The sequence below is a fragment of the Glutamicibacter sp. MOO4 genome, from assembly GCF_056934395.1.
In genome coordinates, this window is sequence record NZ_CM167800.1 from 1,383,166 (window position 1) to 1,406,748 (window position 23,583).

Consider the following 23,583-nt stretch of genomic DNA (forward strand, 5'->3'; position numbering starts at 1 on the left):
GCCACAGCTTTAGTAGGCTGGCATTCATGAGTACTAATGAGCCACAACGACTGGACCTAGAGATCCAGCAGCATTCCTTGGCATCGCCAAGGGTGCTGTTGTGGGGTCAGCATCTAGTCACGGCCATACTGCTGGTGATTGCGATGCTGCGACAAGTCTCAACGCCAGAGCATCTTTGGGCGGCCGTCCTGGTCTCGGTACTTTTTGCTTGCTGGTACGCCATGGGGTTCGTTCCATTGACCAACAACAAGATCATCAACAGGCCCGCTTGGTGGTTAGCAATCCTCCTGACCATTTGGATAGTCAGCCTGTTTGTCTCTGCAGAATTCATGTGGCTAGCTTTTAGCCTCTGGCTCCTGCTGGGACACCAGCTTCCATTTGTACCGTCCATACTGTGGTCCGTTGTGGTCTACGCATTCACGTTGATCGCACCCTTTCTACACCACGGGGAACTCAACGTTGCCGCGGCGGCGGGCCCACTGGTCGGTGGCCTTTTCGCTTGGGGCATCTCGCGTGGTTACTTACAGATGGAACGCGATGCGCAGGAGCGCACCTCATTGGTCAACTCCCTGATGCGTGCTCAAGAAGAGACATCAGCCTTACAAGAGGAGCTGGCCCGTTCGCAGCATGAAGCAGGCATAGCAGCCGAGCGTACTCGGCTGGCCCGAGAAATCCATGACACCATTGCTCAGCAGCTTTCCTCTATCGGGTTACATGCAAAAGCCGCAAGCGCTGCAAGCAACCTCGATGCTGCCAACGAGGCTTTGGAACGGATCGACCATCTCTCCGGGCAGTCCCTGACAGACCTCCGCAGAATCATCGCCGCGCTGGCTCCAGCAGAACTTGATTCCCAAGCGCTCGCCGGAGCCCTCTCCCGCATCCTTGATGACTTCGCAACAGATTCCGGGGTGAAGAGCAGAGTAGATATTGAGCCTGGTTTACCCCTGCTCGATCCAAGCCTGCAGATTGCCCTGCTTCGTACCGCGCAGTCAGCCCTGTCCAACGTTCGACGCCATGCGCAGGCCACCACTGTGGTGCTCAGCTTGAGCTACAGTGACGACGAAGTACGCCTAGACATCGTCGATGATGGGCGCGGCTTCACCCCACCGAATGGCAAACTGCAACACAATACGCCCGTAGGTGGCTTCGGGCTGACCGCCATGAACCGTCGGCTTAATGAACTTGGCGGAGGATTGGACGTAGAGAGCGCCATTGGCGAGGGTACTGCCCTCTGCGCTCACCTTCCACTGCACTTTGCAAAGGACAACTCATGATCAAGATCCTGCTCGTTGATGACCACCCGATTGTTCGCACTGGCCTTCGCGCATTGTTTGATAATTATGCGGATATCCACGTTGTCGGCGAGGTCTCCACCGGCGAGCAAGCCGTGGACTTCGTCAAAGACACGGCGGTTGATGTGGTGCTGTGCGACCTGCGATTAGGCGCCGGCATGAATGGTGCGCAAACAACCGCTGCCATCCGTAAACTTCCCAAGGCTCCGCAAGTATTGATCTTGACGACCTTTGACAAAGATTCAGAGATATTAGCTTGCATTGAAGCTGGGGCCTGCGGTTATCTGCTCAAAGACGTCAGCGCTCAGACCATCGTCGAGTCCCTTCGACAAGCCGCCGCCGGCCACATGGTGCTAGCCCCAGAAATGACGCTGCGTGTTGTTGAAGGGATGCGCCGACCCAAAGTGGAACTCACAGCACGTGAACGCGACGTGCTTTTACAACTCGCTACCGGTGCGGGCAATAAACAGATCGCCAAGGCGCTTTTTGTTTCCGAAGCTACGGTCAAAACGCATTTGGTGCACATCTTCGACAAGCTCCAGGCAACCACACGAACCGACGCAATCAATAAGGCTAAGGACCACGGTCTGCTCTAGTTCGTTTCTGGGTCAGAACAACACACCAGAGCCCGTCTCAACCTTTCGGTTGATCTTTTATTCAGCTCATTCCACGATGGCTGGAACAGCAAATTCTCGTTAACTGGAACTATGAAAGTTTCAGTTGTTTCTCGGGTTGCTCAGTCACTGACCAGCCGCCGCGGCGCCCGCATTTGGGTCGGCGCAATAATCGCTTGTATCGCCATTCTTTTTGGAGCGCTCAGCAGTCTTGAAGCTCCAGCCCGTTCCGACAGTTCATTAGTAGACGGCTCAGACTCGGCCAAAGTTCAACAGATCTTGGACGAGAACACCTCAGCCAACAACACCACCGCCCTATTGGTCGCCACGAAGACTGATAGTTCTGCTCTCACGAATCAAGACAAGAGCGACCTAGAGAGCCAAAGCAAGGCACTGTCCGAGGGTGCAAAGGTTACCGGTGGTCGCTTCTTGTTCAGCGATGATGAGCAAGCAGCAATGCTCCCGCTTTCGTGGAGCACGGTGTCTACCGAAGCAGACAAACAAACACTGCAGGATATCCGTGATTGGATTCAACAAAATCCAGTTCAGGGTCTTGATCTGCGAGTAACTGGTTCCACCGCCTTCGCTGTAGATATCACCAACGCGTTCGCAGGGGCCGATTTCACCTTGCTGGCAGTCACCGTAAGCATCGTTGCTGTGCTGCTCATTCTCACCTACCGCTCGCCTGTGCTGTGGTTGCTTCCGCTAGCCGTTGTAGGCATAGCCGACCGTAGCGCCTCGCTGGTAGCTAATCTGTTGGGCAACCTCTGGGGCTTAAGCTTCGACTCAGGCGTGCTCAGTGTCCTAGTCTTCGGTGCAGGTACCAACTACGCCCTGTTGTTGATCTCGCGCTACCGCGACGAACTGCACAAGACCGACGACCATCGTCAAGCACTGAGCAAAGCTTGGACTTCCAGCCTCGCAGCCATCCTGACTTCAAACCTCACCGTCGTCCTTGCGCTATTGACCCTCGGCCTAGCCGTCATGGACGACACTCGTGGACTAGGTATTGTCTGCGCGGCCGGACTATTGATCGCTGCAATCTTTGTTCTATTACTTCTGCCTCCCGTACTTGCAATGAGCGGACGTAAAGCCTTCTGGCCGTTGATCCCTCGCCCCGGAACAGAAATCACAAAAGAGAATTTCTTCGGACGTGCAGCACGAGTAGTAATGCTTCGTCCCGGACTGAACCTGACTGCCTTGGTAGTTCTCTTGCTGGTACTTGCTAGCGCGCTGGCCGGAACTCGAATCGGTTTGTCGCAGACGGAACAATTCCGTACGCCAACACAGTCGGCTACCGCAATGGAACAACTCTCTGCTCATTTCCCGGCCGGCGAAGCCCAACCAATTACGGTCCTTGCTCATGCAGATCAAGTTGATGCGCTGAACAGTCAGTTCGCTGGAGTAGAGAACGTGAAGCGTGTGGGCGCTGCAACGCAGGTAGGAACCTCGGACTGGCAGCAGATTTCCGTCATTCCCGAAGTTGATCCAAACTCAGCTGCGGCGAAGGAGCTAGTGACCGAGCTTCGCACGCTTACCGCAGATCAAGAGCAAGTACTCATTGGCGGACAAACCGCTGCGCAATTGGACTCACATCAAATGCACTTGCGTGATTTGTATGTGATTGCCCCATTGATCATGATCATCTGTTTGGTCATGCTCGGATGGCTTACCCGTTCATGGCGTACAGCCCTCGCCTTAGGACTGGTAAACCTGCTCAGTGCCGCCGCTGCCGTTGGGTTAGGCTCACTGGTTTCCTCACTCGTCTTTGACGCCAAGGCCCTGGACGTTCAGGTTCCACTCCTCGCCTTCGTCTTTTTGGTGGCGTTGGGTGTGGACTACACGATCTTCTTCACCCATCGGGTCCAACAAGACGTTCAAGAACTTGAACTCCGCAAAGCAGTGGTGCAGGCAGCAAGCCGTACCGGGTCAGTGATCACCAGCGCCGGATTGGTTCTGGCGGGAGTCTTCGCAGCGTTGGCTACCTTGCCGCTCACCGTGCTTGGTCAGCTGGGCTTGATAGTCGGACTTGGCGTCTTACTCGACACCTTCGTTGTCCGAACGCTATTGCTCCCAGCCCTCTTCTCCGTACTGGGTTCAGCCAAGCGACCCATATTCGGCAAATCATCGTCCTCTGCAGAAGCTCCTGCAGATTCATCAGCTCACAAAGAAAGTGAAATCAATGCGTAAGCTCGTCAACTTCTCCTTCATCTACATGATCCTCGGCGTCGCTTCAGGACTGTTCTACCGCGAATTCACCAAAATCAATGACTTCCCCGAAGGTCAGTCAACCCAGCTCTCGGTGGTGCATACACACTTGCTGATCCTGGGCTTCATGATGCTCCTGTTGGTCTTGCTTTTGGAAAAGGCGTTCACGCTGAGCAAGCACCGCAAGATGTTTGCATGGTTCATGGGTACCTACAACGTCGGTGTTGTTCTGACCGCCGGCATGCAGCTAACCCACGGCATCATGACTGTGCTAGGAATTGAATCATCTGCGATGATCTCTGGCATCGCGGGGCTAGGCCACATGTCTATCACTGCGGGCATGGTCCTGCTGTTCGTCATGCTTCGCCGTAACGTGACCGAAGGCAAAACCCTCGAAAAGGCTGCGGTTGCGAGCTAACCGGTAACTAGGCAAAACCGAATAATGCAACAGCTCAGGCACTTAGTGCCTGAGCTGTTGTCTTTCCTGAGACGTTTTCTTCCCATACTGGGGTGTGTCCCTGCTATAAATTGAGGCAACAGCGTTCTCCGGAGGAGCAAAATTGAACAACGCATTATTCTCGATTCTGGATACAGAGACCACAGGGCTCTTCCCTGGAGGCAACGATCGCATCGCCGAAATTGCGATTGTCACCATGACTCGGTCCGGAGAGATAGTTGAACGATGGGAAACGTTGATAAATCCCCAGCGCGATCTTGGCAAACAATCAATTCATGGAATCCAGAGTCGCGACATACTGGCCGCTCCGACCTTCCAAGAAGTCGCGGAAGAGCTCCATTGGAGGCTCTCCGGCACGGTTCTAGTCGCTCACAACCTTTCATTTGACGCTCGATTTCTTGAAGCAGAATTCCGAAATAGTTCCGTACCTGTTCCAGTTGATTTTCTAGACCAGGGTATTTGCACCATGCGGATGTCTCATCGATATTTGCAGGGCGCTGGCCGGTCTCTGCAGGACTGTTGCGACTCGTTTGGCATCGAACTGCAAAACTCCCACAGCGCTGCAGGTGATGCCGCAGCTACCGCGGTGCTACTGGCTCGTTACATGGAACTAGATCCTGACGAACGCGAATGGGACGCCAAACTACAATTGGCATCAGCTGCTGCTTGGTTTTCTTCGGAACCCCAAAATCGAATCGTTCCCGTGATTCGCCAATCGACTTCCAAGAAACCCACAGAGCATTTTCTCGAAAAACTGGCGGCTGAACTTCCCGAGTTTCTCGGGACTGAATCAGAAGAAAACTATCTAGCGCTACTAGACCTGGTACTCATGGATCGATACCTCTCAGCTCACGAAGAATCGCAATTGATTCAAGCTGCTCAGGAAATCGGATTAGACAAAGATCGTGCTCTGGCACTGCACAAAATCTATTTTCAGCAGCTCGTTGATACCGCTTGGTCAGACGGAATTCTCACCGATGAGGAAATCAAGGATCTCGAAAAGGTCATCGCTTTGCTTGGACTGCCCCAAACATTGATCGATTCGGTTCGAGATCGACCAGCTGAGTTCGAATCCAACAAGCGTCCTCCGCTTGGACACCACAGCGCAGGAATCGCACCCGGATCCTTGGTCGTCTTAACTGGAGACATGAGTCAACCGCGCTCGGATATCGAGGCAAAGCTTAGTTCCGCCGGATACACGCCACACAGAGCGATAACGAAAAAGGTAGCGTTATTGGTTGCCGCTGACCCTGACTCGCTTTCGGGTAAGGCGAAAAAGGCCCGGGACTACGGAATACCAGTAGTCGGCGAGGACTATCTATGGAAGACGCTGCTGTAACTCACGAACGTAGGCAAATACACCAATGGCGGTGACTGCTAGCAATTTCTTGCTAGCAGTCACCGCCATTGAGCACCAGAGTCTGGGGTGAAGCTTACAGACTCTCAGCTAATTTTTTTGCGCGTGAGATTTCCAAAAGCTCTTCACGCTCTACAACCTTCACGCGGTCACGGGTGATGTCACCGAAGCGAGTGGAGACGGTGCCTGCGGACGCGCCCAGGTCCTTCTCGTGCTCATCCAAGGTCTTCCAGCCGTCCCAATCCGAGTAAGCAACTTCGCGGCTTTCAAGCAGCTCAGAAATCGACTCTGTCGACTCTGGCTGCGCCAGGTTGCCCAAATCTTCAAGCAGGTGGGTGATGGTCTCAAGAGCGTCGCCCTTGGTGTGACCGATCAGGCCGATAGGTCCACGCTTGATCCAACCGGTAGCGTACAGGCCAGTTACATGGGTGCCTGCTGCGTCAAGAACGCGACCTTCCACGTTTGGAAGAACACCCTTGGCGCCGTCGTATTCGATCTCTTCTACTGCGGAGCCGAAGTAGCCGACTGCGCGGTAGATAGCCTGCAGTGGGTAGTCAACAAACTCGCCGGTGCCGCGGGCGCCGCCGTTTCCATCAAGTTCGTTGCGCTCTACCTTCAGACCGGTAACCTTGCCGTCTTCGCCGAGAACCTCAACTGGGGACTGCAAGAAGTGCAGGTGCAGGCGACGTGAAGCGCTTGGTTCCTCTTCACGTTCTTCCTGCTCAATGAGCCAGTTGGTCAAGGTGGAGACCATGGTCTTGGTCTGGTTGTTGCTCTTCATAGCTTCATCCGAAGCCTTGTCGAACTCGAAGTCCTCTGGGTAAAGGACGATGTCTACATCCTTGGAGTGCGAAAGTTCGCGCAATTCCAGTGGGGTGAACTTCACCTGAGCTGGACCACGACGGCCAAAGACGTGCACGTCGGTCACGGCGGAGTCATTGAGCTGCTCGTAGATGTGCTCAGGAATCTCAGTTTCCAACAGCTGGTCAGCGTGCTTGGAGAGGATACGTGCCACGTCCAAGGCAACGTTGCCGTTACCGATAACAGCAACTTCCTTGGCCGAAAGATCCCAATTCTTATCAGCATCTGGGTGTGCGTCGTACCAAGAAACGAAGTCTGCACCGCCGAAGGATCCTTCGAAGTCGATGCCTGGGATATTCAGGTCCGCATCCTTCTGGGCGCCAGTGGAGATGATCACGGCGTCGTAGCGTGCTCGTAGATCTTCTAGGCTGATGTCGCGGCCAAGGCCAACGTTGCCATAGAAATCGATCCAGTCATTATTAAGCACCTTGTGCAAAGCGTTGATAATGCCCTTGATGCGCGGGTGATCCGGGGACACACCGTAGCGGATCAGACCGAAAGGAGTAGGCAACTCATCGAAGAGGTCTACATGTAGCTTCAGTTCACCCGAGGCGACTGGCTGGCTCTTGTTCAGCAGGTCCGCGGCGTAGATGCCAGCAGGACCGGCGCCAACAATGGCTACACGCAGTGCGCGGGAGTTTAGGTGCTCTGGGACGATAATTTCACTCATCAAACAACTTCTCTTTCTTAGTCAACGAATGAGGCCGGCTCGGTGGCATCGGCGTTCTCTAGCGGCAGGAGGTCTACCAGTTGGTCGGAGGCTTCCGGGGCTAGCCGAACGACATCACCAATAACGATGACGGCCGGATTCGCCACTGCGGCCTTGCGGGCGCGCACTACAATCTCTTCTAGCGTACCGATAGTTGTGCGTTGCGTCTGTGAGTAACCTCGCTCAACTATCGCAATCGGCGTACTTGACGGCAAACCTCGGGTAAGCAATGTCTCAACAATTAGTGGCAAATTAGATACGCCCATCAGCACCGCCAGGGTGTGATCAGAGCGAACCGGAACATCTGCAAGTTCAGTGTGACCACTAACTACGGTGAATCCAGTGGCGATCCCCCGGTGAGTGACAGGAATTCCTGCAGCACCCGGCACCGAAATCGCGCTGGTGACACCAGGAATCACGCGAGTGGAAATTCCGTATTTGGCTGCGTAAAGCACTTCTTCGCCGCCACGGCCCAAAACAAATGGGTCCCCGCCCTTGAGGCGAACAACGTGCTTGCCTTCCAGCGCGTATTTGACCAGCAGTTCGTTGGTCTCGTCTTGGGTCTTCACGTGACAGCCCGGGCCCTTGCCCACATCGATGACGGCAACATCATCTGAGAGGTCTGCCAACAATGCGGTGGGACCCAAACGGTCTGCCAGAACAACATCTGCGGAAAGCAAAGCCTTGTATCCGGCTACGGTGATCAGCTCTGGATCTCCCGGGCCACCACCAATAAGGGTGATATGTCCTTTAGCCATTGCTCTCCCCCGTACGGCTCATGCCACGGTCACGCAATAGTTTGCGTTCAATAGGAGCGAAGACGGCCAATTCAATGAGTACACCAACCAACAGGATGGTGAGAATCACCAGCATAACCAGCGAAAGATCTGCCAAGTCGCGTCCTCGTTGAAGCAATGAGCCAACGCCCAGGGCCAACGAACCACCAACGGCAATGAGTTCTGCAGCCATCAATGAACGCCAAGCAAATGCCCAGCCCTGACGTAGACCAGCTACGTACCCAGGCATAGCTGCTGGTAACTCAATGTGCAGCATGTGCTCCCACTTGGAAGCACCGAGCACCTTGGACAGCGACTTGTACTGCGAAGGAATCATGTCAATGCCCGAAAGCAAGCCATTGATAATCGATGGAATCGCACCCAGCAACAGCACCGTGTAAATGGTTGCGTCGCTGAGACCAAAAAGAATAATGGCTGCTGGCACCCACGCGATAGACGGCAAAACCTGCATAGCCGAAACCAACGGGCCCACGCCCTTGCGCAGCAATGGCTGGTGCGCAAGGAGCAAAGCTAACGGTGTTGAGATCACCACGGCAATCACAAATCCGCTCACTGCGCGGAAGAGTGAATTGCCCACAGCCGATACAAGCGAACCGTCGGCAAGCAGCTGCGGAAGCTTTTGCGCCACAGATATTGGACCTGGGAACAAGTCTTCACGCAGCGGGCTAACCCACGAAACGATCTGCCACAGGCTCACCAGTACTACCACGGTAAGCAACGGAGCAACCAGTGCATCGAGCCGGCCACTAGGGCGCAGCTTGAGGGCAAGCACGGGCTTCAACTTAGTTCGAGATTCGGTCATTGAGCTCATGTTTCCGTTGCTCCTTCCTTAGGATCGTGGTCAGTTCATCGGCCAGGGCCGCTGCTTGGGTCGGGTTATTGCGTAGCTCATCGGTGATGCGCCGGGTTTCCAGGATGCGTCCCGGGTGGGAGGAGAGCACCAGAATTCGACCGGAGAGTCGAATCGCTTCGCGTACATTGTGAGTCACGAAGATGATGGTCTTGCCCGTCTGTTCCCACAACGAGCGCAGTTGTTCGTGCAACATGTCACGGGTTATCGCGTCAAGAGCCGCAAATGGCTCATCCATCAAGAGAACCTGTCGGTCCTGAGCCAAGGCTCGGGCTAGGGCCACTCGCTGACGCATACCGCCTGACAGCTCATGCGGTTTTTTGTTGCTGGCATGTCCTAGCTGGACCAGCTTGAGCAGTTCTTCAACTCGCGCTCCGCGTTTGTCCGCCGGATGTCCGGCAAGCTTTAACGCCAAATCGACATTTTCACTCGCGGTGAGCCATGGCAGCAGGTTCGCGTCCTGGAACATGAATGCTGCGCCATCTTTGGGAACTTCGAGCCAGCCCGAGGTTGGTGCAAGGAGACCAGCAATCATGTTCAGCAACGAGGACTTGCCACAGCCCGAGGCACCGAGGACGGCAATAAATTCGCCGTCTTCAATTTCTGTGCTGAGCCGGTCGATAACCAGCCCGGTACCCGGGTAGCTCAGGGAAACTTCATTTAGCAGAACTCCCATTACCGCTCCTGTTTGTCGAGAAAACGAGTGTCAACCAGTCCGTCAGCGTCTCCGCCGGTTCCAACGCCTACGGCCAGAGCGTGGTCAACCAGCTCTTGGTAAGTTTCCGGAAGCGGATCAGAACTAAAGTTGACTTCCTTCAGCGCCGCGGCAATAACCGCTTCATCAAAGGTACTGCCGTTGGCCTTAGCCAACGCTTCTTGCACTGCCTTCAACTTTTCCTTGTCGTCAGCGGTGTTTAGCCAATCAATTGCTTCAGTATTGGCATCCACCAATTTCTGAACAGTTGCCGGGTGGCTTGCCATGAAATCTTTTGAAACCACAAGAACGGTGGTTGGGAACTTACCCTCAGGCCACAGATCAGCTTCATTCACCAATCGGTGACCGCCGTTCTTTTCAACAAGCAACGAGGCATAAGGTTCTGGAACCCATGCGCCGTCAATCTCACCGCGGCCAAAGAGCTGAGCAACGGTGCCATTCGAGCTTGGTGTCACGGTGGCATCCTGGCTCAGTTTTAGACCCTTGACGTAGTTACGTAGGGCCACGTCCTGGGTTCCGCCGAACTGTGGGCTTGCCAGGTTAGTCCCCGCCAATTGCTCTGGCTTGGTGATCTTGTCGTTGACAACCAAACTTGCGCCACCGTAAGCGACACCGGAGATCACATTCAGCGACTCACCATGGCTGGACAGGTAACTGTTCAGCGCTGGGTTTGGCCCCAAATATGCGGCGTCAATGGCCCCGGAATTCAAAGCTTCCACTGCAGCCGGTCCGGCGTTGAAGATCTGGCTTTCAATCTTCGTGCCGTCCGAGTCCAGCTGGTCTTTGAGAATTCCCTTGGACTGTGAAATAAGCGCCGGCGCGTGGGTGAGGTTAGCGAAGTAACCAATCTTCAGTTCTTCGGCCGGGCCCTTATCAGCGGCGTTGGCCTGAATCTCATTTGGCCCCGGCAGGAAGGTGGTCACTACAGCTGCAGCTGCCAAGACCCCCACAGCGGCTAGGCCCAGGAACCGGCTACGGTACCCGGTCTTGCCGCTGTGTGCGGTCAAACGTACGCGGTCTTTGTTTTCTGCGGGCTCTGGCAGATCAGGCTGCTTCATTGTTTTCCTCGATGATCCCCGCAGCCAGGGTGCGCCCGGAGGTAGGATCAATCAACAGGAAACTACCGCCAGTACGCGAAGTTGCATACTGCTCGATGGCCAATGCTGCCTGGCTACGCAGGGTGATGCGACCCAGGTCATTGAGCTCCAAGCTATCGGCAGGATGCTGCGAGTAGTCGGCCACGTTGATGACATAGTCAACGGTGGAAAGCTTCGCTGCAGCTACCTTGGTACCGTGCTTGATCAGCAGGCGTTGGCCGTTGGTTAGCTTCACCGGATCCAAGACGCAGATATTCGCTTGGAATTCGCGCTGTGGGGTTGGCAGCTCACCGGCCACGATCGTGTCGCCTCGAGCAATGTCCAGGTTGGAATCAAGTTCAACAACAATTGCGTCGCCGGCCTGAGCCTGCGTGGATTCGCCTGCTGGGGTACTGATCCCCTTCACCCGGCTGGTGACAGGATGACCATTGGAGAGCACCTGTACGGTGTCCCCCACATTCAGGACGCCATCTACCAAGGTGCCCGCGTAGCCACGGTAATCGCGGTACTGTTCTGGATCTAGCCCTGGAGCAAGTGCACCCTGCGGACGGATCACGTACTGTACGTCCAGTCGTGCAACGCCGCCGTTAAGCTTTGGTTCGATGTCTTCCAGCAGACCGAGCAGGGTTGGTCCGGTGTACCAGCTAGCTGCCTGCGAAGGCTCAACGACGTTATCGCCCTGTAGTGCAGAGACTGGAATAACGGTGGTGGATTGGACGCCCAACTCAGCTGCGAGGGATAGTACTTCAGCTTCAATGTCGCCGAAGCCCTTTTCATCCCAACCGATTAGGTCCATCTTGTTCACGGCCACTACCAGGCGTGGCACACGCAGCAAGGCGAGCACACCGAGGTGGCGACGGGTCTGTTCCAATACGCCATTACGTGCGTCAACCAAAACGATCGCCGCATCAGCGGTGGACGCACCGGTGACGGTGTTACGGGTGTACTGAACGTGGCCCGGGCAGTCGGCCAGGATGAACGAACGCCTGTCGGTGGAGAAGTAGCGGTAGGCAACATCAATGGTGATGCCCTGCTCGCGTTCTGCACGCAAACCGTCGGTGACCAAAGCTAGATCCAGGGTTCCGTCGGCACCGCCAAAGCCGCGTTCGGCGCTGGTACGTGCGATGTCATCCAGCGAGTCAGCAAGAATTGCCTTGGCGTCGTGAAGCAGGCGGCCAACCAAAGTTGATTTGCCGTCGTCCACCGAACCAGCGGTGGCGATGCGCAATAGTGTGGTCGTCATTTTAGAAGTACCCTTCGGTCTTGCGGTCTTCCATACCCGCGGCGGAAATGCGATCATCGGCACGGGTAGCGCCGCGTTCAGTCACGGTGGCGATGGCCAATTCGTCCAGCACCTTGCCAACGGTGTCAGCTGCGGAGAGCACCGCACCGGTGCAGCTAGCGTCACCAACGGTGCGGTAACGAACCTGCTTGAGGATCACTGGCTCGTCCTCGTTGGGCTGACTGACCGGGGTCAGCGCACGCCACATGCCATCGCGTTCAAAAACTTCGCGGGTGTGGGCAAAGTAGATCGGAGGCAGTTCAATATTTTCGCGCTCGATGTAGGCCCAGATGTCGCGTTCGGTCCAATTGGAGATCGGGAACGCGCGTACGTGCCAGTCCGGCTCGTGACGTCCGTTGTAGAGGCTCCAGATTTCTGGGCGCTGATTACGTGGATCCCACACACCAAATTCATCGCGCAGCGAGAGGATGCGTTCCTTGGCGCGGGCCTTGTCTTCGTCACGGCGTGCGCCGCCGAAGACAACGTCAAAGCCGTTGTTTTCAATGGTGTCCAGCAGAACACGAGTCTGCAGGCGGTTACGGGTACCGTCTGGCAGTTCGGTGAGCTCACCGCGGTCGATGTATTCCTGAACGGAACCAACCACGAGGTTCAGTCCGTACTTTTCCACGACGGAGTCACGGAAGCTCAGGACCTCGTCAAAGTTGTGGCCGGTGTCGATGTGTACCACTGGGATTGGCACGCGCAGTGGTGCCACGGCCTTAGCCAACAGGTGCAGGACTACAACGGAGTCCTTGCCGCCGGAGAAGAGCAGACCTGGCTTCTCAAATTCGGCAAGTACTTCGCGGATGATGTGAATGGATTCGGCTTCCAGAGCGTCCAAGACGCTGCGCTGGGTGCCTGTCGGGGCGTTAGCGATAATAGTCATGGCCTTTTCCTTAGATGTGGATGCCGCACTCGGTCTTGTTTAGTCCTGCCCAACGGCCGGCGCGAGGGTCTTCGCCCTCAGCAACTGGCTTGGTGCAGGGTTCACAACCGATGGATGGGTAGCCATTAGAGAGCAAGAGGTTCACTGGCACCTGCTTTTCGGTGGCGTAGTCAATGAGCTCGTCAAAGGTCCACGGTGCCAGCGGGTTGAACTTGATCAGGCCGTGCTTTTCATCAAAAGTGATCAGCTCAGTGTTGGTTCGAGTTGGCGCTTCGTCACGACGTACGCCGGTAAACCATGCACTGTAGCCAGCCAGCGACTTGGCCAGCGGATCAACCTTGCGCATCTGGCAGCAGGCCGCAGGATTGCTAGCAAAGAGATCCTTGCCGTACTTTTCATCCTGTTCAGCAACGCTGAGTTCTGGAAAAACGTCTACGACGTTGACGTCCAAAGAGCGGGCAACTTCATCTCGGGTGCTGCGGGTTTCCACAAAGTGGTATCCGGTATCGAGGAAGAGCACATCTACCTTAGGTAGTTGTTCGGCCACTAGGTGTGGAAGAACCGCATCGGCCATCGAGCAGGCGACAGCAACTTCATTAACATCTAGGTGCTTAGCGGCAAAGGCGATAACCTCGGCCGCGGTGGCGTCCCATCCCAGTTCTTCGGCGCCGAGCTTTGCGATTTCGCGCAGTTCGGCTTCGGTACGGGCGCGGGTTGGAGTCTGTTCGCTCATTTCAGTTCATCCTCTTCTGCTCGGTGTGCCCACGAGGCGAATGATTCACCTTCGGTGGCGGTTTCCGAGTAGTTCTTCACAACACGTTCAACGTATTCGGGCAATTCATCGGCGGCGACCTTCAGGCCTCGCACGGTACGGCCCAAGGCGGCCTCGCCATTTTCGTAACCGGCAAGGGTACCGCCTAGGTGTACCTGGAATCCGGAAACCTGTTCGCCCTGGTCATTGGTGATCAGCTGTCCCTTAAACCCAATGTCAGCGGTTTGGATACGGGCGCAAGAGTTCGGGCAACCATTAACATGCAGGCTCAGTGCACGTGGCAGCTTGCCCTCGTGGTCTTTAAGACGATCTTCGATCTTTGCTACGGCATCAATCGTTGTGTCCTTGGTGTCCACAATGGCCAGCTTGCAGAATTCAATGCCGGTGCAGGCGATAGCCGAACGCTTAAACAGGCTTGGATAGGCCTCAAGCTTCAGTTCGCGGGCAGCACCGACAAAGTCCTTCACATTGTCCTTAGGAATATCCAAGGCAATGATCTTCTGGTGTGGGGTGGTGCGCAGTCGGGTGGAGCCATGGGACTGCACCAGATCTGCCAAAGCGATCAGCGACGAGCCCGAAACGCGTCCGGCCGGAGCGGTCAGGCCGATGTAGAACTTGCCATCCTTCTGCTCGTGTACTCCGCTGTGGTCCCCTGCTTCTTCAGGCTGAACCGGCAACGGCCCATCAGGAAGTTCATATCCGAGGTATTCGTCCTGCAGCACCTGACGGAACTTTTCGGTGCCCCACTCGGCCAGCAAGAACTTCAGACGTGCACGGTTGCGTAGGCGACGGAAACCGTAGTCACGGAATATCGAAACAACGCCTTCCCAAACATCGGGAGCTTGCTCTTCGGTGACAAAGGCACCCAATCGTTCGCCTAGGCGTGGGTTTGCAGACAAGCCGCCGCCAACCCACAGGTCATAGCCCGCGCCCAATTCAGGGTGAACCGTAGCGATCAAACCGATGTCGTTGATTTCGTGCACAACGTCTTGGCTTGGGTGGCCGGTGATGGCGGTTTTGAATTTGCGAGGAAGGTTCGCGAACTCTGGGCGACCAATGTAGCGACGGGAAATCTCAGCGATCACCGGGCTTGGATCAATAAGTTCGTCCTTGCTGATGCCAGCTACAGGAGAACCGAGGATGACGCGCGGCACGTCGCCGCAGGCCTCGGTGGTGTGTAGGCCTACAGCTTCAAGTCGCTGCCAGATCTCTGGGACGTCAACAACGTCGATCCAGTGCAGCTGAATGTTCTGACGATCGGTCAGATCCGCAGTGTCGCGGGCGAAGTCGACGGAGATCTGGCCGATGACGCGCAACTGCTCAGTGGTTAGCGCGCCACCGTCGATGCGCACGCGCAGCATGAAGTAGCGATCTTCAAGTTCTTCAGGGGTCAGCGTTGCAGTCTTGCCACCGGGGATGCCCTGGGCACGCTGGGTGTAAAGGCCCCACCAGCGGAAGCGTCCGTGCAGGTCCTCAGGATCAATGGAGTCGAAGCCTTGCTTGGAGTAAACGTTCTCGATACGTTCACGCACATTCAGGCCGTTATCGGCGGCCTTCATCTCTTCGTTGGCGTTCAGCGGCGTGGTGCCGTCGATCTTCCATTGGCCGTTGGGCTTTGACGCCCGTTTTGGACGAGCGGGTGTGGTTGTCTGCGTCATGTATTCAAGCGTAGAAACCTACCCCATGGGGTCAGCAAACGCGTGCGGTCATATGACCGCTCAATGACTAAGAAGTTAGAACTTCGTCATTTGGCGTCACATAACCGGCCGTTCCTAACGTCTCTTTAAGACGCATAAGGAAACATTGAGCAATAGTTACGTCAGGTAACAGCGGTCTTGTCACAACGTCTGCACCCGTGCTAGCGAGTTTGTGCTGGAAGTACCCGTCGGCCAGCAATGAGCTAAGTACAACCACCGGTCGCTTCATTGCGTCGTCCACCACTTGAGCTATTTGTGGTTTGGCCCCGGCGCAATAACCGACCAGCACTTCACGATTCAGAATCTGCGCGATTTGGCTGGCAAGGTCTTGCGCCTGAATCTGACCTACTTCTAAACGGGTCCCGGCTGCGGCCAAGACGAGTACCGGATCATTGTCCAAATGTTGTCGTGCGCGACTGGCCAGCACCTGTGCCAATTGTGGCAAAGGCCCTAGTGGACCGGCTGCAACCGTGTTTTCACGGGATTGCACTGCCTGTGCAATATCTGAGGTTGTGTGTACTCCGTCCGAGACCAGCAGCGGCAAGATCACTGCTGGTTCGGAATCCGGCAAGGCGGCGACTACATCGTCCAGCGACGGTTGTTGCACGTCGACATATGCTTCATGCCAAGCGAGCTTAACCTGCAATTCTTCCTTGGCTAGCGCTTCAAGCTGATCTCGTAAATCGTGGATCAGTTGTTGGCCATTGGCGTTGTCGGTGCCATGAGATGTTGCAAGAACGTGAATCGTGCGCGGGGTTGATTGGCTCATTAGGTTGGTCCTCACCGGTGGAATGCGAAACGTTTGTTACGCGTTGCGAATTAGCTTGTGGTTAGCAGCCTGCGCCTGCGGACGAATCACGATTTCATCCAGGTTCACGTGGGCTGGTGCACTCACCGCGTAGCGGATCACCTCGGCAACGTCTTCGGCGGACAGCGGATTTTCCACACCGGCGTAAACACTGTCTGCGGCGCTTTGGTTGCCAAGGCGTCGAAGCGAAAATTCCTCGGTCTGCACAAGACCAGGCAAAATTTCGATGACTCGAATACCGTTTTCAACTTCCTCAAGACGGAGCGCTTTGGTCATGGCACGCTCGGCTGCCTTGGCTGCGTTGTACCCACTGCCACCTTCATAGCTGGCCAACGCCGCAGTTGAGGTCACGTTCAGCACGGTGCCACGAGCTTGGCGTAGTTGCGGAAGCAACGCACGGGTCAGGCGCATAGTTCCCATGACATTTGCCTGCCACATGAATTCCCAATCTTCATCCACTGCTTCGGCCCAGTACTCGGTGCCGCGTGCGCCACCAGCACAGTTAATCAGTGTGTCTGCACCACCTGCTACCTGCACAGTTTTTGCTAGAACATCAACATCTGTTTGGACGCTCACGTCAGCAGGTACCGAAACTGCTCCGGTTTCCTTGGCCAGGGCCTCCAAACGATCAGCCCTGCGTGCCACGGCAAATACCGTCCACCCCTGATCACGAAGTGCTCGAACAGTTGCTTGACCAATTCCGCTGGAGGCACCAGTGACCACGGCGGAACGAGGAGTTTTAGTTTCAAAGTTATCCATGCTTCTAACTGTAGGACTAGTTGATTACCAGTTGGTAAGGCATGAATTTCTCTTACGTTTCAACACGGTAATTATTTGTTCTGTTACACAGTTTGAAAATGCCCAAATCAACGTGCCGTAGACCAAGCGTCTACCTTTAGGCGCAAAGCCCTGCGAACAAAGGGCGGAAGTACTCCTAGTCTTCGTGGCGCAGGCCATGACAACGAATGCCAAGGCACTGCTCAAAACATGAAAGAATAGGGATATGGCAGAAGACAACTTGGGCACAGACACGCCCGCAACAGTTACCGTTCCTGAAAAGCCCGCTTTGGAAGGCTTGGAAGAACGTCTTTCGTCCCGGTGGCGCACCGAGGGCACCTATCACTTCAACGAGGACACGACCCGCGAGGCCGTCTACTCCATCGACACTCCCCCACCAACGGCGTCCGGTTCCCTGCACGTAGGACACATGTTCTCCTACACCCAGACCGACGTCTTGGCTCGTTACCAGCGCATGACTGGCAAGAATGTTTTCTACCCACTGGGCTGGGATGACAACGGACTTCCAACCGAGCGCCGTGTACAGAACTACTTCGGCGTCCGTTGCGACCCGACCAAGCCGTACATCGAGGGTTACCGCCCACCAGAAAAGCCGGCGAAGAACCAGCGTGACTGGGATGTCATCAGCCGTAAGAACTTCATTGAGGTCTGCGAAGAACTAGCCGTTGAAGACGAAAAGGTCTTTGAGCAGCTCTTCACCACCCTTGGCCTGTCCGTGGACTGGCGCATGACTTACCGCACCATTGACGACAACTCACGCGCCGCCTCACAGCGCGCCTTCTTGGACAACTTGAACAAGGGCGACGCCTACATGGCCGAAGCTCCAACCCTGTGGGACGTCACTTTCCGCACCGCAGTGGCACAGGCAGAACTCGAAGACCGCGAGATGCCTGGCGCTTACTACCGTTACGCCTTCAATGCAGAAGATGGCGAGCAGGTCTTCATCGAGACTACCCGCCCGGAACTGCTTGCTGCTTGTGCTGCCTTGGTTGCACACCCCGATGACGAGCGTTACCAGCACCTATTTGGCAAGACCGTTACCTCGCCTATTTTCGGTGTTCCAGTCACCGTGCATCCACACCCATTGGCTCAGGCCGATAAGGGTTCGGGCATCGCCATGGTTTGCACCTTCGGCGATTTGACCGACGTGACCTGGTGGCGTGAATTGCAGTTGCCAACTCGTCCGATCGTTGGCCGTGATGGCCGCATCCTCGCAGAGACCCCAGAGTGGATCACCACCGAAGCTGGCAAAGAAGCCTACGCTCAGATTTCGACTAAGACCGTCTTCTCGGCTAAGGAAACCGTTGTAGAGATGCTCTCCGAAGCAGACCTACTTGACGGTGAGCCTAAGAAGATTTCCCGTCCGGTGAACTTCTTCGAAAAGGGCGACAAGCCTTTGGAAATCGTCACCTCACGTCAGTGGTACATCCGCAATGGTGGCCGTGACGAAGAGCGTCGCAACCAGATGATCGCTCGCGGCAAGGAAATTGATTTCCACCCGTCGTTCATGCGCTCGCGCTACGAAAACTGGGTTTCGGGCCTCAATGGTGACTGGCTGGTTTCCCGCCAGCGTTTCTTCGGCGTCCCAGTACCAGTGTGGTACCAGGTCAACGAACATGGCGAACCAAACTACGACGCTCCAATCCTGCCAACCATCGAGCAGCTTCCGGTTGATCCGGCCGCCGATGCTCCGACTGGTTACTCCGAGGATCAGCGCGGTGTGGCCAATGGCTTCATTGGCGACGCAGACGTTCTTGATACTTGGGCTACCAGCTCGCTGACTCCACAGATTGTTGGCCGTTGGGGTCGCGACGACGAGTTCTTCTCGAAGGTCTACCCATTCGATCTGCGCCCACAGGGTCACGACATCATTCGTACCTGGCTGTTCTCCACCGCGGTTCGTGCAGATTCACTGCACGATAGCGCACCGTGGAAGCATGCTGCGATTTCGGGTTGGATCTTGGATCCAGACCGTAAGAAGATGTCCAAGTCCAAGGGCAACGTCGTAGTACCAAACGAAGTTCTGGACAAGTTTGGTGCCGACGCTGTGCGTTACTGGGCTGCCAGTGCCAAGCTTGGTGCGGACACCGCGTACGAGATCAACCAGATGAAGATCGGTCGCCGTCTGGCGATCAAGATCCTGAATGCCTCGAAGTTCGTACTGAACTTGGGTGCCACCGACGCTAACGTCCTCACCGACGATGCTGCAGTAGTCACCAATGGTCTTGACCGTTCACTGTTGGCTCGACTGTCCACCGTGATCGAGGACGCCAAGCGTGCCTTCGATAATTACGATTACGCTCGTGCGTTGGACATCACCGAGTCATTCTTCTGGTCGTTCACCGACGATTATGTTGAGCTGGTCAAGGATCGTGCCTACGGCGGTCACGGTGAAGCTGAGCAGGCCAGCGTGCTGGCAACTCTAGCCACCACACTGGACTCCGTTCTGCGCCTGTTTGCACCGTTCTTGCCATTCGCTACCGAAGAGGTTTGGGGTTGGTGGCGCACCGGGTCGGTTCACCTGACCCAGTGGCCAAGCACCGATCACTTGGCTTCGGCCGTTGAAGGCGCGGATCCTGCGATCTTGCCCCTAGTTGGCGTTGCTCTGTCGGGTATCCGTAAGGCAAAGTCCGATGCCAAGGTTAAGCAGCGCACCGAAGTTCTCTCCGGAGAAATTCACGCTCCAGCCGCTCAGGTAGCTCAGCTTCGTGCTGGTTTTGAGGACTTGAAGTCCGCAGCCAACGCTCGCGAGCTGACCTTGGTTGAAGCTGAAGGCGAGCTTACCGTCACCAACGTAGAGTTGGCTGAAACCGAAGAAGCTTAGTCTCAAGCCAAGAAAGTCCGGTTGCCATTCCCACTATTAGTGGAAATGACAACCGGACTTTTCTTTGCCCTTACTACTCCCCTGATGAGGACTCCGAGTCTTCTGAGGGAGAAGGTCGAATCAACTCTCTGGGCAAAGCAACACGACGTCGTTCTTCCGTGAAGTGCTTCTTCTGTTCGTCGACGCTTTCTTCTAGGCGATGCCTTTGGGCGGGGACTTGGTTCCCATCCTTTGACGAGTGTTCTTTTGGCATCATCCCTACTTCCTTTGACCTAGTCCGGCGAAAGGCCCCATCGCTTCCTTTCGCCGGCGGTTGGTCGCTTAGCTCTGTGCGTTCTGGTAAGCCTGCTGGATTACTGAACCCCAGTATGGTCCGAACATGGTGTTTCGAACAGTGTTGTAGCCGAAGCTATTTACAGAGTTCTGGTAACCCGAAGAACCGGATCCCAAGAACCATGGTCCACCGGAAGAACCGCCGGTCATGGTGCAAGAAATACCCTGTGACTGAGTTTGACCGAATGGGTCATCAGTTGCGGTGCCTGAGCAGGACTGGAGAGTTTCACCGTTGAATGGTGAAGCTGCTGGGTAACCGTAGGCCTTGTAGGCCATACCTCGTGGCTGGTTGAAGGCGACACCTGAAGCACCTACGGTGTCAGTCAGGGTGACTCCACTGCTGTTGGAGACCACTGCAAAGCCAGTGTCGTAAGTGATGTCACCGCTGCCGGACCATTGCGAGGTGGTGACCAATTCTGTCGCAGCGAAAGTGCCGTACGGAGTCTTGCCGTTCTCGTAGGCTGGTGCGAAGACCCAACGCGTGGCAAAAGCTCCAGGGCCTTCGTTCAAGCAGTGACCGGCAGTGGATACCGTGGATTCGTTTGACGAGACGACAGCGTTGCCGGAGCAAACGTAGTCAACCCCACCGAGGGTGAAGAAGACTTTGCCGATGTGCGAAACTGGGGACTCCTGGCTGGCACGCGTCTTGCCACCAGTGGTGCTCTTCAAAGATCCGGCGTTGGCCTTGGCTGCATGGCCTGGAACCTTGGCTGCGTTACCCGTGTCTACCTTCGCAGCGGATCCTGATTTTCCTTTGACGAGTGAATCGGCGCTCTTTGCAGCTTTCATTCGATCGGCAGTCCAGTAATCAATCGCGGTATCTGCTTTTTGAGAAGGTATCTTAATCGACTGGATATCGTCGTTGGATCCGTGAGGGGCTGCGGTGGCCATCGGTGCGGTGCAGAGCATCAATGCTCCGGCGAAAAGTGCGGCTCCAGCCAACTTGTGTCGGCCTTTGAGTTTCGATGAATCCGCTTTTAGGGTACGAACTTGCACGATATAACTCCTTGTCCAGTGGCACATGGCCACTAACGATGGGGGTGCTTTAGCACTCGTGCAAATTAGTCAAACACACACTTCACACAAATTCCATAGGAATCTTTTCCTCCGCTGAAAACTGACACATCAACGAATTAGCGTCAGATTGTGAAGTAACTCATGCTGGTCACAGGTATCGACATCGCGCTGTTCTAGGCCCATGATCCGGTAAATAAACTTTGCGATATTTCGAGTCAAGGTAACTTCAGCCCGAAAATCCGGATCTTTCGCTGCTAGACCGCCACGCAACGCGGCACCATTGGTGGCAGTCACCCTTGTGCTGGAATTATGAAACAAAAACTTCGGTATCGGGTACTTTGTTGTCAGTCGGGGCTAGATCCTGAGCGAAAAAAATATCCTGATTTAGTGTTCAAAAACGGACTTATTCACACTTACCACTACCCATCCCCCGGCCACACGCACCTACAACCGAACAAGATCCGTACTGAGCAGCGCCTATCGGTCCTGTATCTGAGCCATTGACTGGTGGCGGTCATGAGACCGAACGAGCGGCACAGAGGCGACACCAATAATCCCGGAGACAATTGCGGTCACCAACAGCGCCATAGATAAACCGTGACTCACCTGGTCAAAAATTCCCCGCGCTAGCTCACGACTGAAGTGCGAGAGAAGTCGTTCTCGTACATAATCAGGGATAAGGGTCCTAAGGGCTATGTAGCTAAGGCCTATTGTCACGGTCAGCCAAAGGCATGCCTTAGAAAAGTACCGGGGAGCTAAAACAACTCCAGCTAGAAGTACAGCAGCATTAATGTAAATGCCCCACGGGCCAAGTGTCTGGATCATGAGATAGATCTTCTGCAGGGCGGGTAAGGCGTTTTGTTGAACCAGATCCAGGGTCCATGAGAAATTCCCAACCGAGGGCAAGCCCGGAATCCCTATGCCGCTGAGCGTCTTTGTTACTCCGGAGAGAACATCGTCGAGCTGGAAGGTGAGCTTGCCGGCCTGATCTATCTCTCCGGCATCCGGCTCTGTAAATACCCGGTCGGTCGTTTCATGGCTACTTCGTAATGCCGTCTGCCAAGTTGCTGCAAAGCTGTCGGATTGCACTACGCGCAAGGCACTGTCTTCGATCGCCTGATCGGCTTTGTCTGCCAATTGTTCTGCAGGAATCAACTGGGACAAGAGACCATCACCGGTCACTGCCTTGATTCGATCTTCAACCTGCAACTGATCCGAGATCGACGCCGTGACTTGCTCCGCCACGAGATCCTGTAAGCCCTGGTTCTCGGCCAGCGGTCCAAGCGTGTCTACGAACCCATCGGTGTCAGTGATATGAGTTGACGCCCAAAGGCCACCTATTGAGATGGGAGCAATGAGCACACCAAGAATGATACAAATGCTGGATGCTACCCGGCGCCAGAGTGGAGGCTGCGAGCTAAAGACCACGATGAATTCCTTCGCGAGGAGACTTGGCTGATCGAATCGGCAGTTAGCAACACTGATAAGCCGAAGACTAGTGACTCATTTTAGCAATGGTCGGTAACTCGTTAAAGCGTTGAAGGACGCTCCCTGGCTAAGAGGAAACGTCCTTCAAATGACTAGGTAGTCAGACTTACTCGAAAACTGGGCTCTCGGTGCGAGTACGCTTCATTTCGAAGAAGTACGGGAACGAGGCTAGCTGAGCGGCAGCGTCGAACAGCTTGCCTGCCTCTTCGCCAGTTGGAATTCGGGTGATTACTGGACCGAAGAACGCTACGCCATCAACTGCGACGACCGGCGTGCCAACGTCCTGGCCGACCTTGCTAATTCCGTTTTCGTGGCTTGCACGCAAGGCCTCGTCGTTGGCATCAGTGTGCGCCGCTTCAGCAAGTTCAGCAGGAAGACCAGTCTTTTCGAGAGCCTTCTTGATGACTTCATCTCGATCGGTGATCTTCTCATAGTGGAGAAGCTCGCCCATTGCGGTGTAAAGCCCGTCAACAACTTCTTGGCCATGCTCCTGTGCTGCCTTGATGACAACGCGCACTGGGCCCCACGAGGAGTCCATCATGGAACGGTAATCCTCTGGAAGGTCGCGGCCCTCGTTGAGTACCGAGAGGCTCATGACGTTCCAAGTAACATCAATGTCGCGTACTTTTTCTACTTCTTTGATCCAACGGCTAGTTGCCCACGCGAATGGGCAGATTGGGTCAAACCAAAAATCAACGTGCTGGCGTTCGGCCATGGAATC

The 23,583-nt window shown here is 55.3% G+C and carries 21 protein-coding genes; 6 read left to right on the forward strand and 15 right to left on the reverse strand.

Features of this window, described 5'->3' with window-relative positions:
- Positions 1 to 26: 26 nt before the first annotated feature.
- From AC1Z3F_RS06410 to AC1Z3F_RS06430, 5 genes are all read left to right on the forward strand, one after another.
- Positions 27 to 1,274, forward strand: coding sequence for a histidine kinase (locus AC1Z3F_RS06410; RefSeq protein WP_483566823.1), 1,248 nt, complete (start codon positions 27 to 29; stop codon positions 1,272 to 1,274).
- Complete coding sequence (locus tag AC1Z3F_RS06415; protein WP_483566824.1) at positions 1,271 to 1,888, forward strand: response regulator; 618 nt, start codon at positions 1,271 to 1,273, stop codon at positions 1,886 to 1,888. The genes AC1Z3F_RS06410 and AC1Z3F_RS06415 overlap by 4 nt, the downstream gene beginning before the upstream one ends.
- Positions 1,889 to 1,999: 111 nt before the next feature.
- The gene (locus AC1Z3F_RS06420) at positions 2,000 to 4,096 is read left to right on the forward strand and encodes an MMPL family transporter (protein WP_483566825.1); all 2,097 of its coding nucleotides are present in this window, start codon (positions 2,000 to 2,002) and stop codon (positions 4,094 to 4,096) included.
- Positions 4,089 to 4,532 carry a DUF2871 domain-containing protein gene (locus AC1Z3F_RS06425; protein WP_483566826.1) on the forward strand — a complete coding sequence of 148 codons (444 nt, stop codon included), beginning with the start codon at positions 4,089 to 4,091 and terminating at the stop codon, positions 4,530 to 4,532. Before AC1Z3F_RS06420 ends, AC1Z3F_RS06425 begins: the two co-directional genes overlap by 8 nt.
- 142 nt (positions 4,533 to 4,674) lie before the next feature.
- Positions 4,675 to 5,910 (forward strand): exonuclease domain-containing protein, encoded by a 1,236-nt coding sequence (locus AC1Z3F_RS06430; RefSeq protein ID WP_483566827.1) that lies wholly within the window; start codon positions 4,675 to 4,677, stop codon positions 5,908 to 5,910.
- Positions 5,911 to 6,004: 94 nt separating this feature from the next.
- Here AC1Z3F_RS06430 and AC1Z3F_RS06435 read toward each other — a convergent pair whose 3' ends face one another.
- The 11 genes from AC1Z3F_RS06435 to AC1Z3F_RS06485 form a co-directional block, all read right to left on the reverse strand.
- The gene (locus AC1Z3F_RS06435; RefSeq protein ID WP_262197587.1) at positions 6,005 to 7,459 is read right to left on the reverse strand and encodes an FAD-dependent oxidoreductase; all 1,455 of its coding nucleotides are present in this window, start codon (positions 7,457 to 7,459) and stop codon (positions 6,005 to 6,007) included.
- 17 nt (positions 7,460 to 7,476) lie between these two features.
- On the reverse strand, positions 7,477 to 8,256 hold the full coding sequence (gene cobA / locus AC1Z3F_RS06440) for a uroporphyrinogen-III C-methyltransferase (RefSeq protein WP_131088364.1): 780 nt from the start codon (positions 8,254 to 8,256) through the stop codon (positions 7,477 to 7,479).
- Positions 8,249 to 9,106 (reverse strand): ABC transporter permease, encoded by an 858-nt coding sequence (locus tag AC1Z3F_RS06445; protein WP_131088365.1) that lies wholly within the window; start codon positions 9,104 to 9,106, stop codon positions 8,249 to 8,251. Before AC1Z3F_RS06445 ends, cobA begins: the two co-directional genes overlap by 8 nt.
- Complete coding sequence (locus tag AC1Z3F_RS06450) at positions 9,078 to 9,821, reverse strand: ABC transporter ATP-binding protein (RefSeq protein ID WP_131088366.1); 744 nt, start codon at positions 9,819 to 9,821, stop codon at positions 9,078 to 9,080. Before AC1Z3F_RS06450 ends, AC1Z3F_RS06445 begins: the two co-directional genes overlap by 29 nt.
- A complete protein-coding gene (locus AC1Z3F_RS06455) occupies positions 9,821 to 10,918 on the reverse strand; it encodes an ABC transporter substrate-binding protein (protein ID WP_483566828.1) in 1,098 nt (365 codons plus the stop codon). Before AC1Z3F_RS06455 ends, AC1Z3F_RS06450 begins: the two co-directional genes overlap by 1 nt.
- A complete protein-coding gene (locus tag AC1Z3F_RS06460) occupies positions 10,905 to 12,200 on the reverse strand; it encodes a sulfate adenylyltransferase subunit 1 (RefSeq protein ID WP_131088368.1) in 1,296 nt (431 codons plus the stop codon). Before AC1Z3F_RS06460 ends, AC1Z3F_RS06455 begins: the two co-directional genes overlap by 14 nt.
- Before the next feature lies 1 nt (position 12,201).
- Entirely contained in the window at positions 12,202 to 13,125 is a 924-nt protein-coding gene (gene cysD, locus AC1Z3F_RS06465; RefSeq protein WP_131088369.1) for a sulfate adenylyltransferase subunit CysD, read from the reverse strand.
- Positions 13,126 to 13,135: 10 nt separating this feature from the next.
- Positions 13,136 to 13,858, reverse strand: a complete 723-nt coding sequence (locus AC1Z3F_RS06470) for a phosphoadenylyl-sulfate reductase (RefSeq protein WP_131088370.1) — start codon at positions 13,856 to 13,858, stop codon at positions 13,136 to 13,138.
- Positions 13,855 to 15,555 carry a nitrite/sulfite reductase gene (locus AC1Z3F_RS06475; RefSeq protein ID WP_131088371.1) on the reverse strand — a complete coding sequence of 567 codons (1,701 nt, stop codon included), beginning with the start codon at positions 15,553 to 15,555 and terminating at the stop codon, positions 13,855 to 13,857. The genes AC1Z3F_RS06470 and AC1Z3F_RS06475 overlap by 4 nt, the downstream gene beginning before the upstream one ends.
- Positions 15,556 to 15,622: 67 nt before the next feature.
- Positions 15,623 to 16,363 carry a sirohydrochlorin chelatase gene (locus AC1Z3F_RS06480; protein WP_262197586.1) on the reverse strand — a complete coding sequence of 247 codons (741 nt, stop codon included), beginning with the start codon at positions 16,361 to 16,363 and terminating at the stop codon, positions 15,623 to 15,625.
- 36 nt (positions 16,364 to 16,399) lie between these two features.
- Positions 16,400 to 17,161 (reverse strand): SDR family oxidoreductase, encoded by a 762-nt coding sequence (locus AC1Z3F_RS06485; RefSeq protein WP_131088373.1) that lies wholly within the window; start codon positions 17,159 to 17,161, stop codon positions 16,400 to 16,402.
- A gap of 244 nt (positions 17,162 to 17,405) precedes the next feature.
- Between AC1Z3F_RS06485 and valS the strand changes: the two genes are divergently transcribed.
- Positions 17,406 to 20,024, forward strand: coding sequence for a valine--tRNA ligase (gene valS, locus AC1Z3F_RS06490; RefSeq protein ID WP_483566829.1), 2,619 nt, complete (start codon positions 17,406 to 17,408; stop codon positions 20,022 to 20,024).
- A 321-nt stretch (positions 20,025 to 20,345) separates the two neighbouring features.
- Here the strand turns inward: valS and AC1Z3F_RS06495 are convergent, their stop codons facing one another.
- The 4 genes from AC1Z3F_RS06495 to AC1Z3F_RS06510 all read right to left on the reverse strand — a co-directional run bounded on the left by AC1Z3F_RS06495 (position 20,346) and on the right by AC1Z3F_RS06510 (position 23,577).
- Positions 20,346 to 21,353 (reverse strand): trypsin-like serine peptidase, encoded by a 1,008-nt coding sequence (locus tag AC1Z3F_RS06495; RefSeq protein WP_262197584.1) that lies wholly within the window; start codon positions 21,351 to 21,353, stop codon positions 20,346 to 20,348.
- Between the two features lie 129 nt (positions 21,354 to 21,482).
- On the reverse strand, positions 21,483 to 21,668 hold the full coding sequence (locus AC1Z3F_RS06500; RefSeq protein ID WP_262197583.1) for a hypothetical protein: 186 nt from the start codon (positions 21,666 to 21,668) through the stop codon (positions 21,483 to 21,485).
- A gap of 183 nt (positions 21,669 to 21,851) precedes the next feature.
- Positions 21,852 to 22,619 (reverse strand): hypothetical protein, encoded by a 768-nt coding sequence (locus AC1Z3F_RS06505; protein WP_262197582.1) that lies wholly within the window; start codon positions 22,617 to 22,619, stop codon positions 21,852 to 21,854.
- 349 nt (positions 22,620 to 22,968) lie between these two features.
- Positions 22,969 to 23,577: a mycothiol-dependent nitroreductase Rv2466c family protein gene (locus tag AC1Z3F_RS06510; RefSeq protein WP_131088377.1), complete on the reverse strand. Its 609-nt coding sequence runs from the start codon at positions 23,575 to 23,577 to the stop codon at positions 22,969 to 22,971.
- Positions 23,578 to 23,583 lie beyond the last annotated feature (6 nt).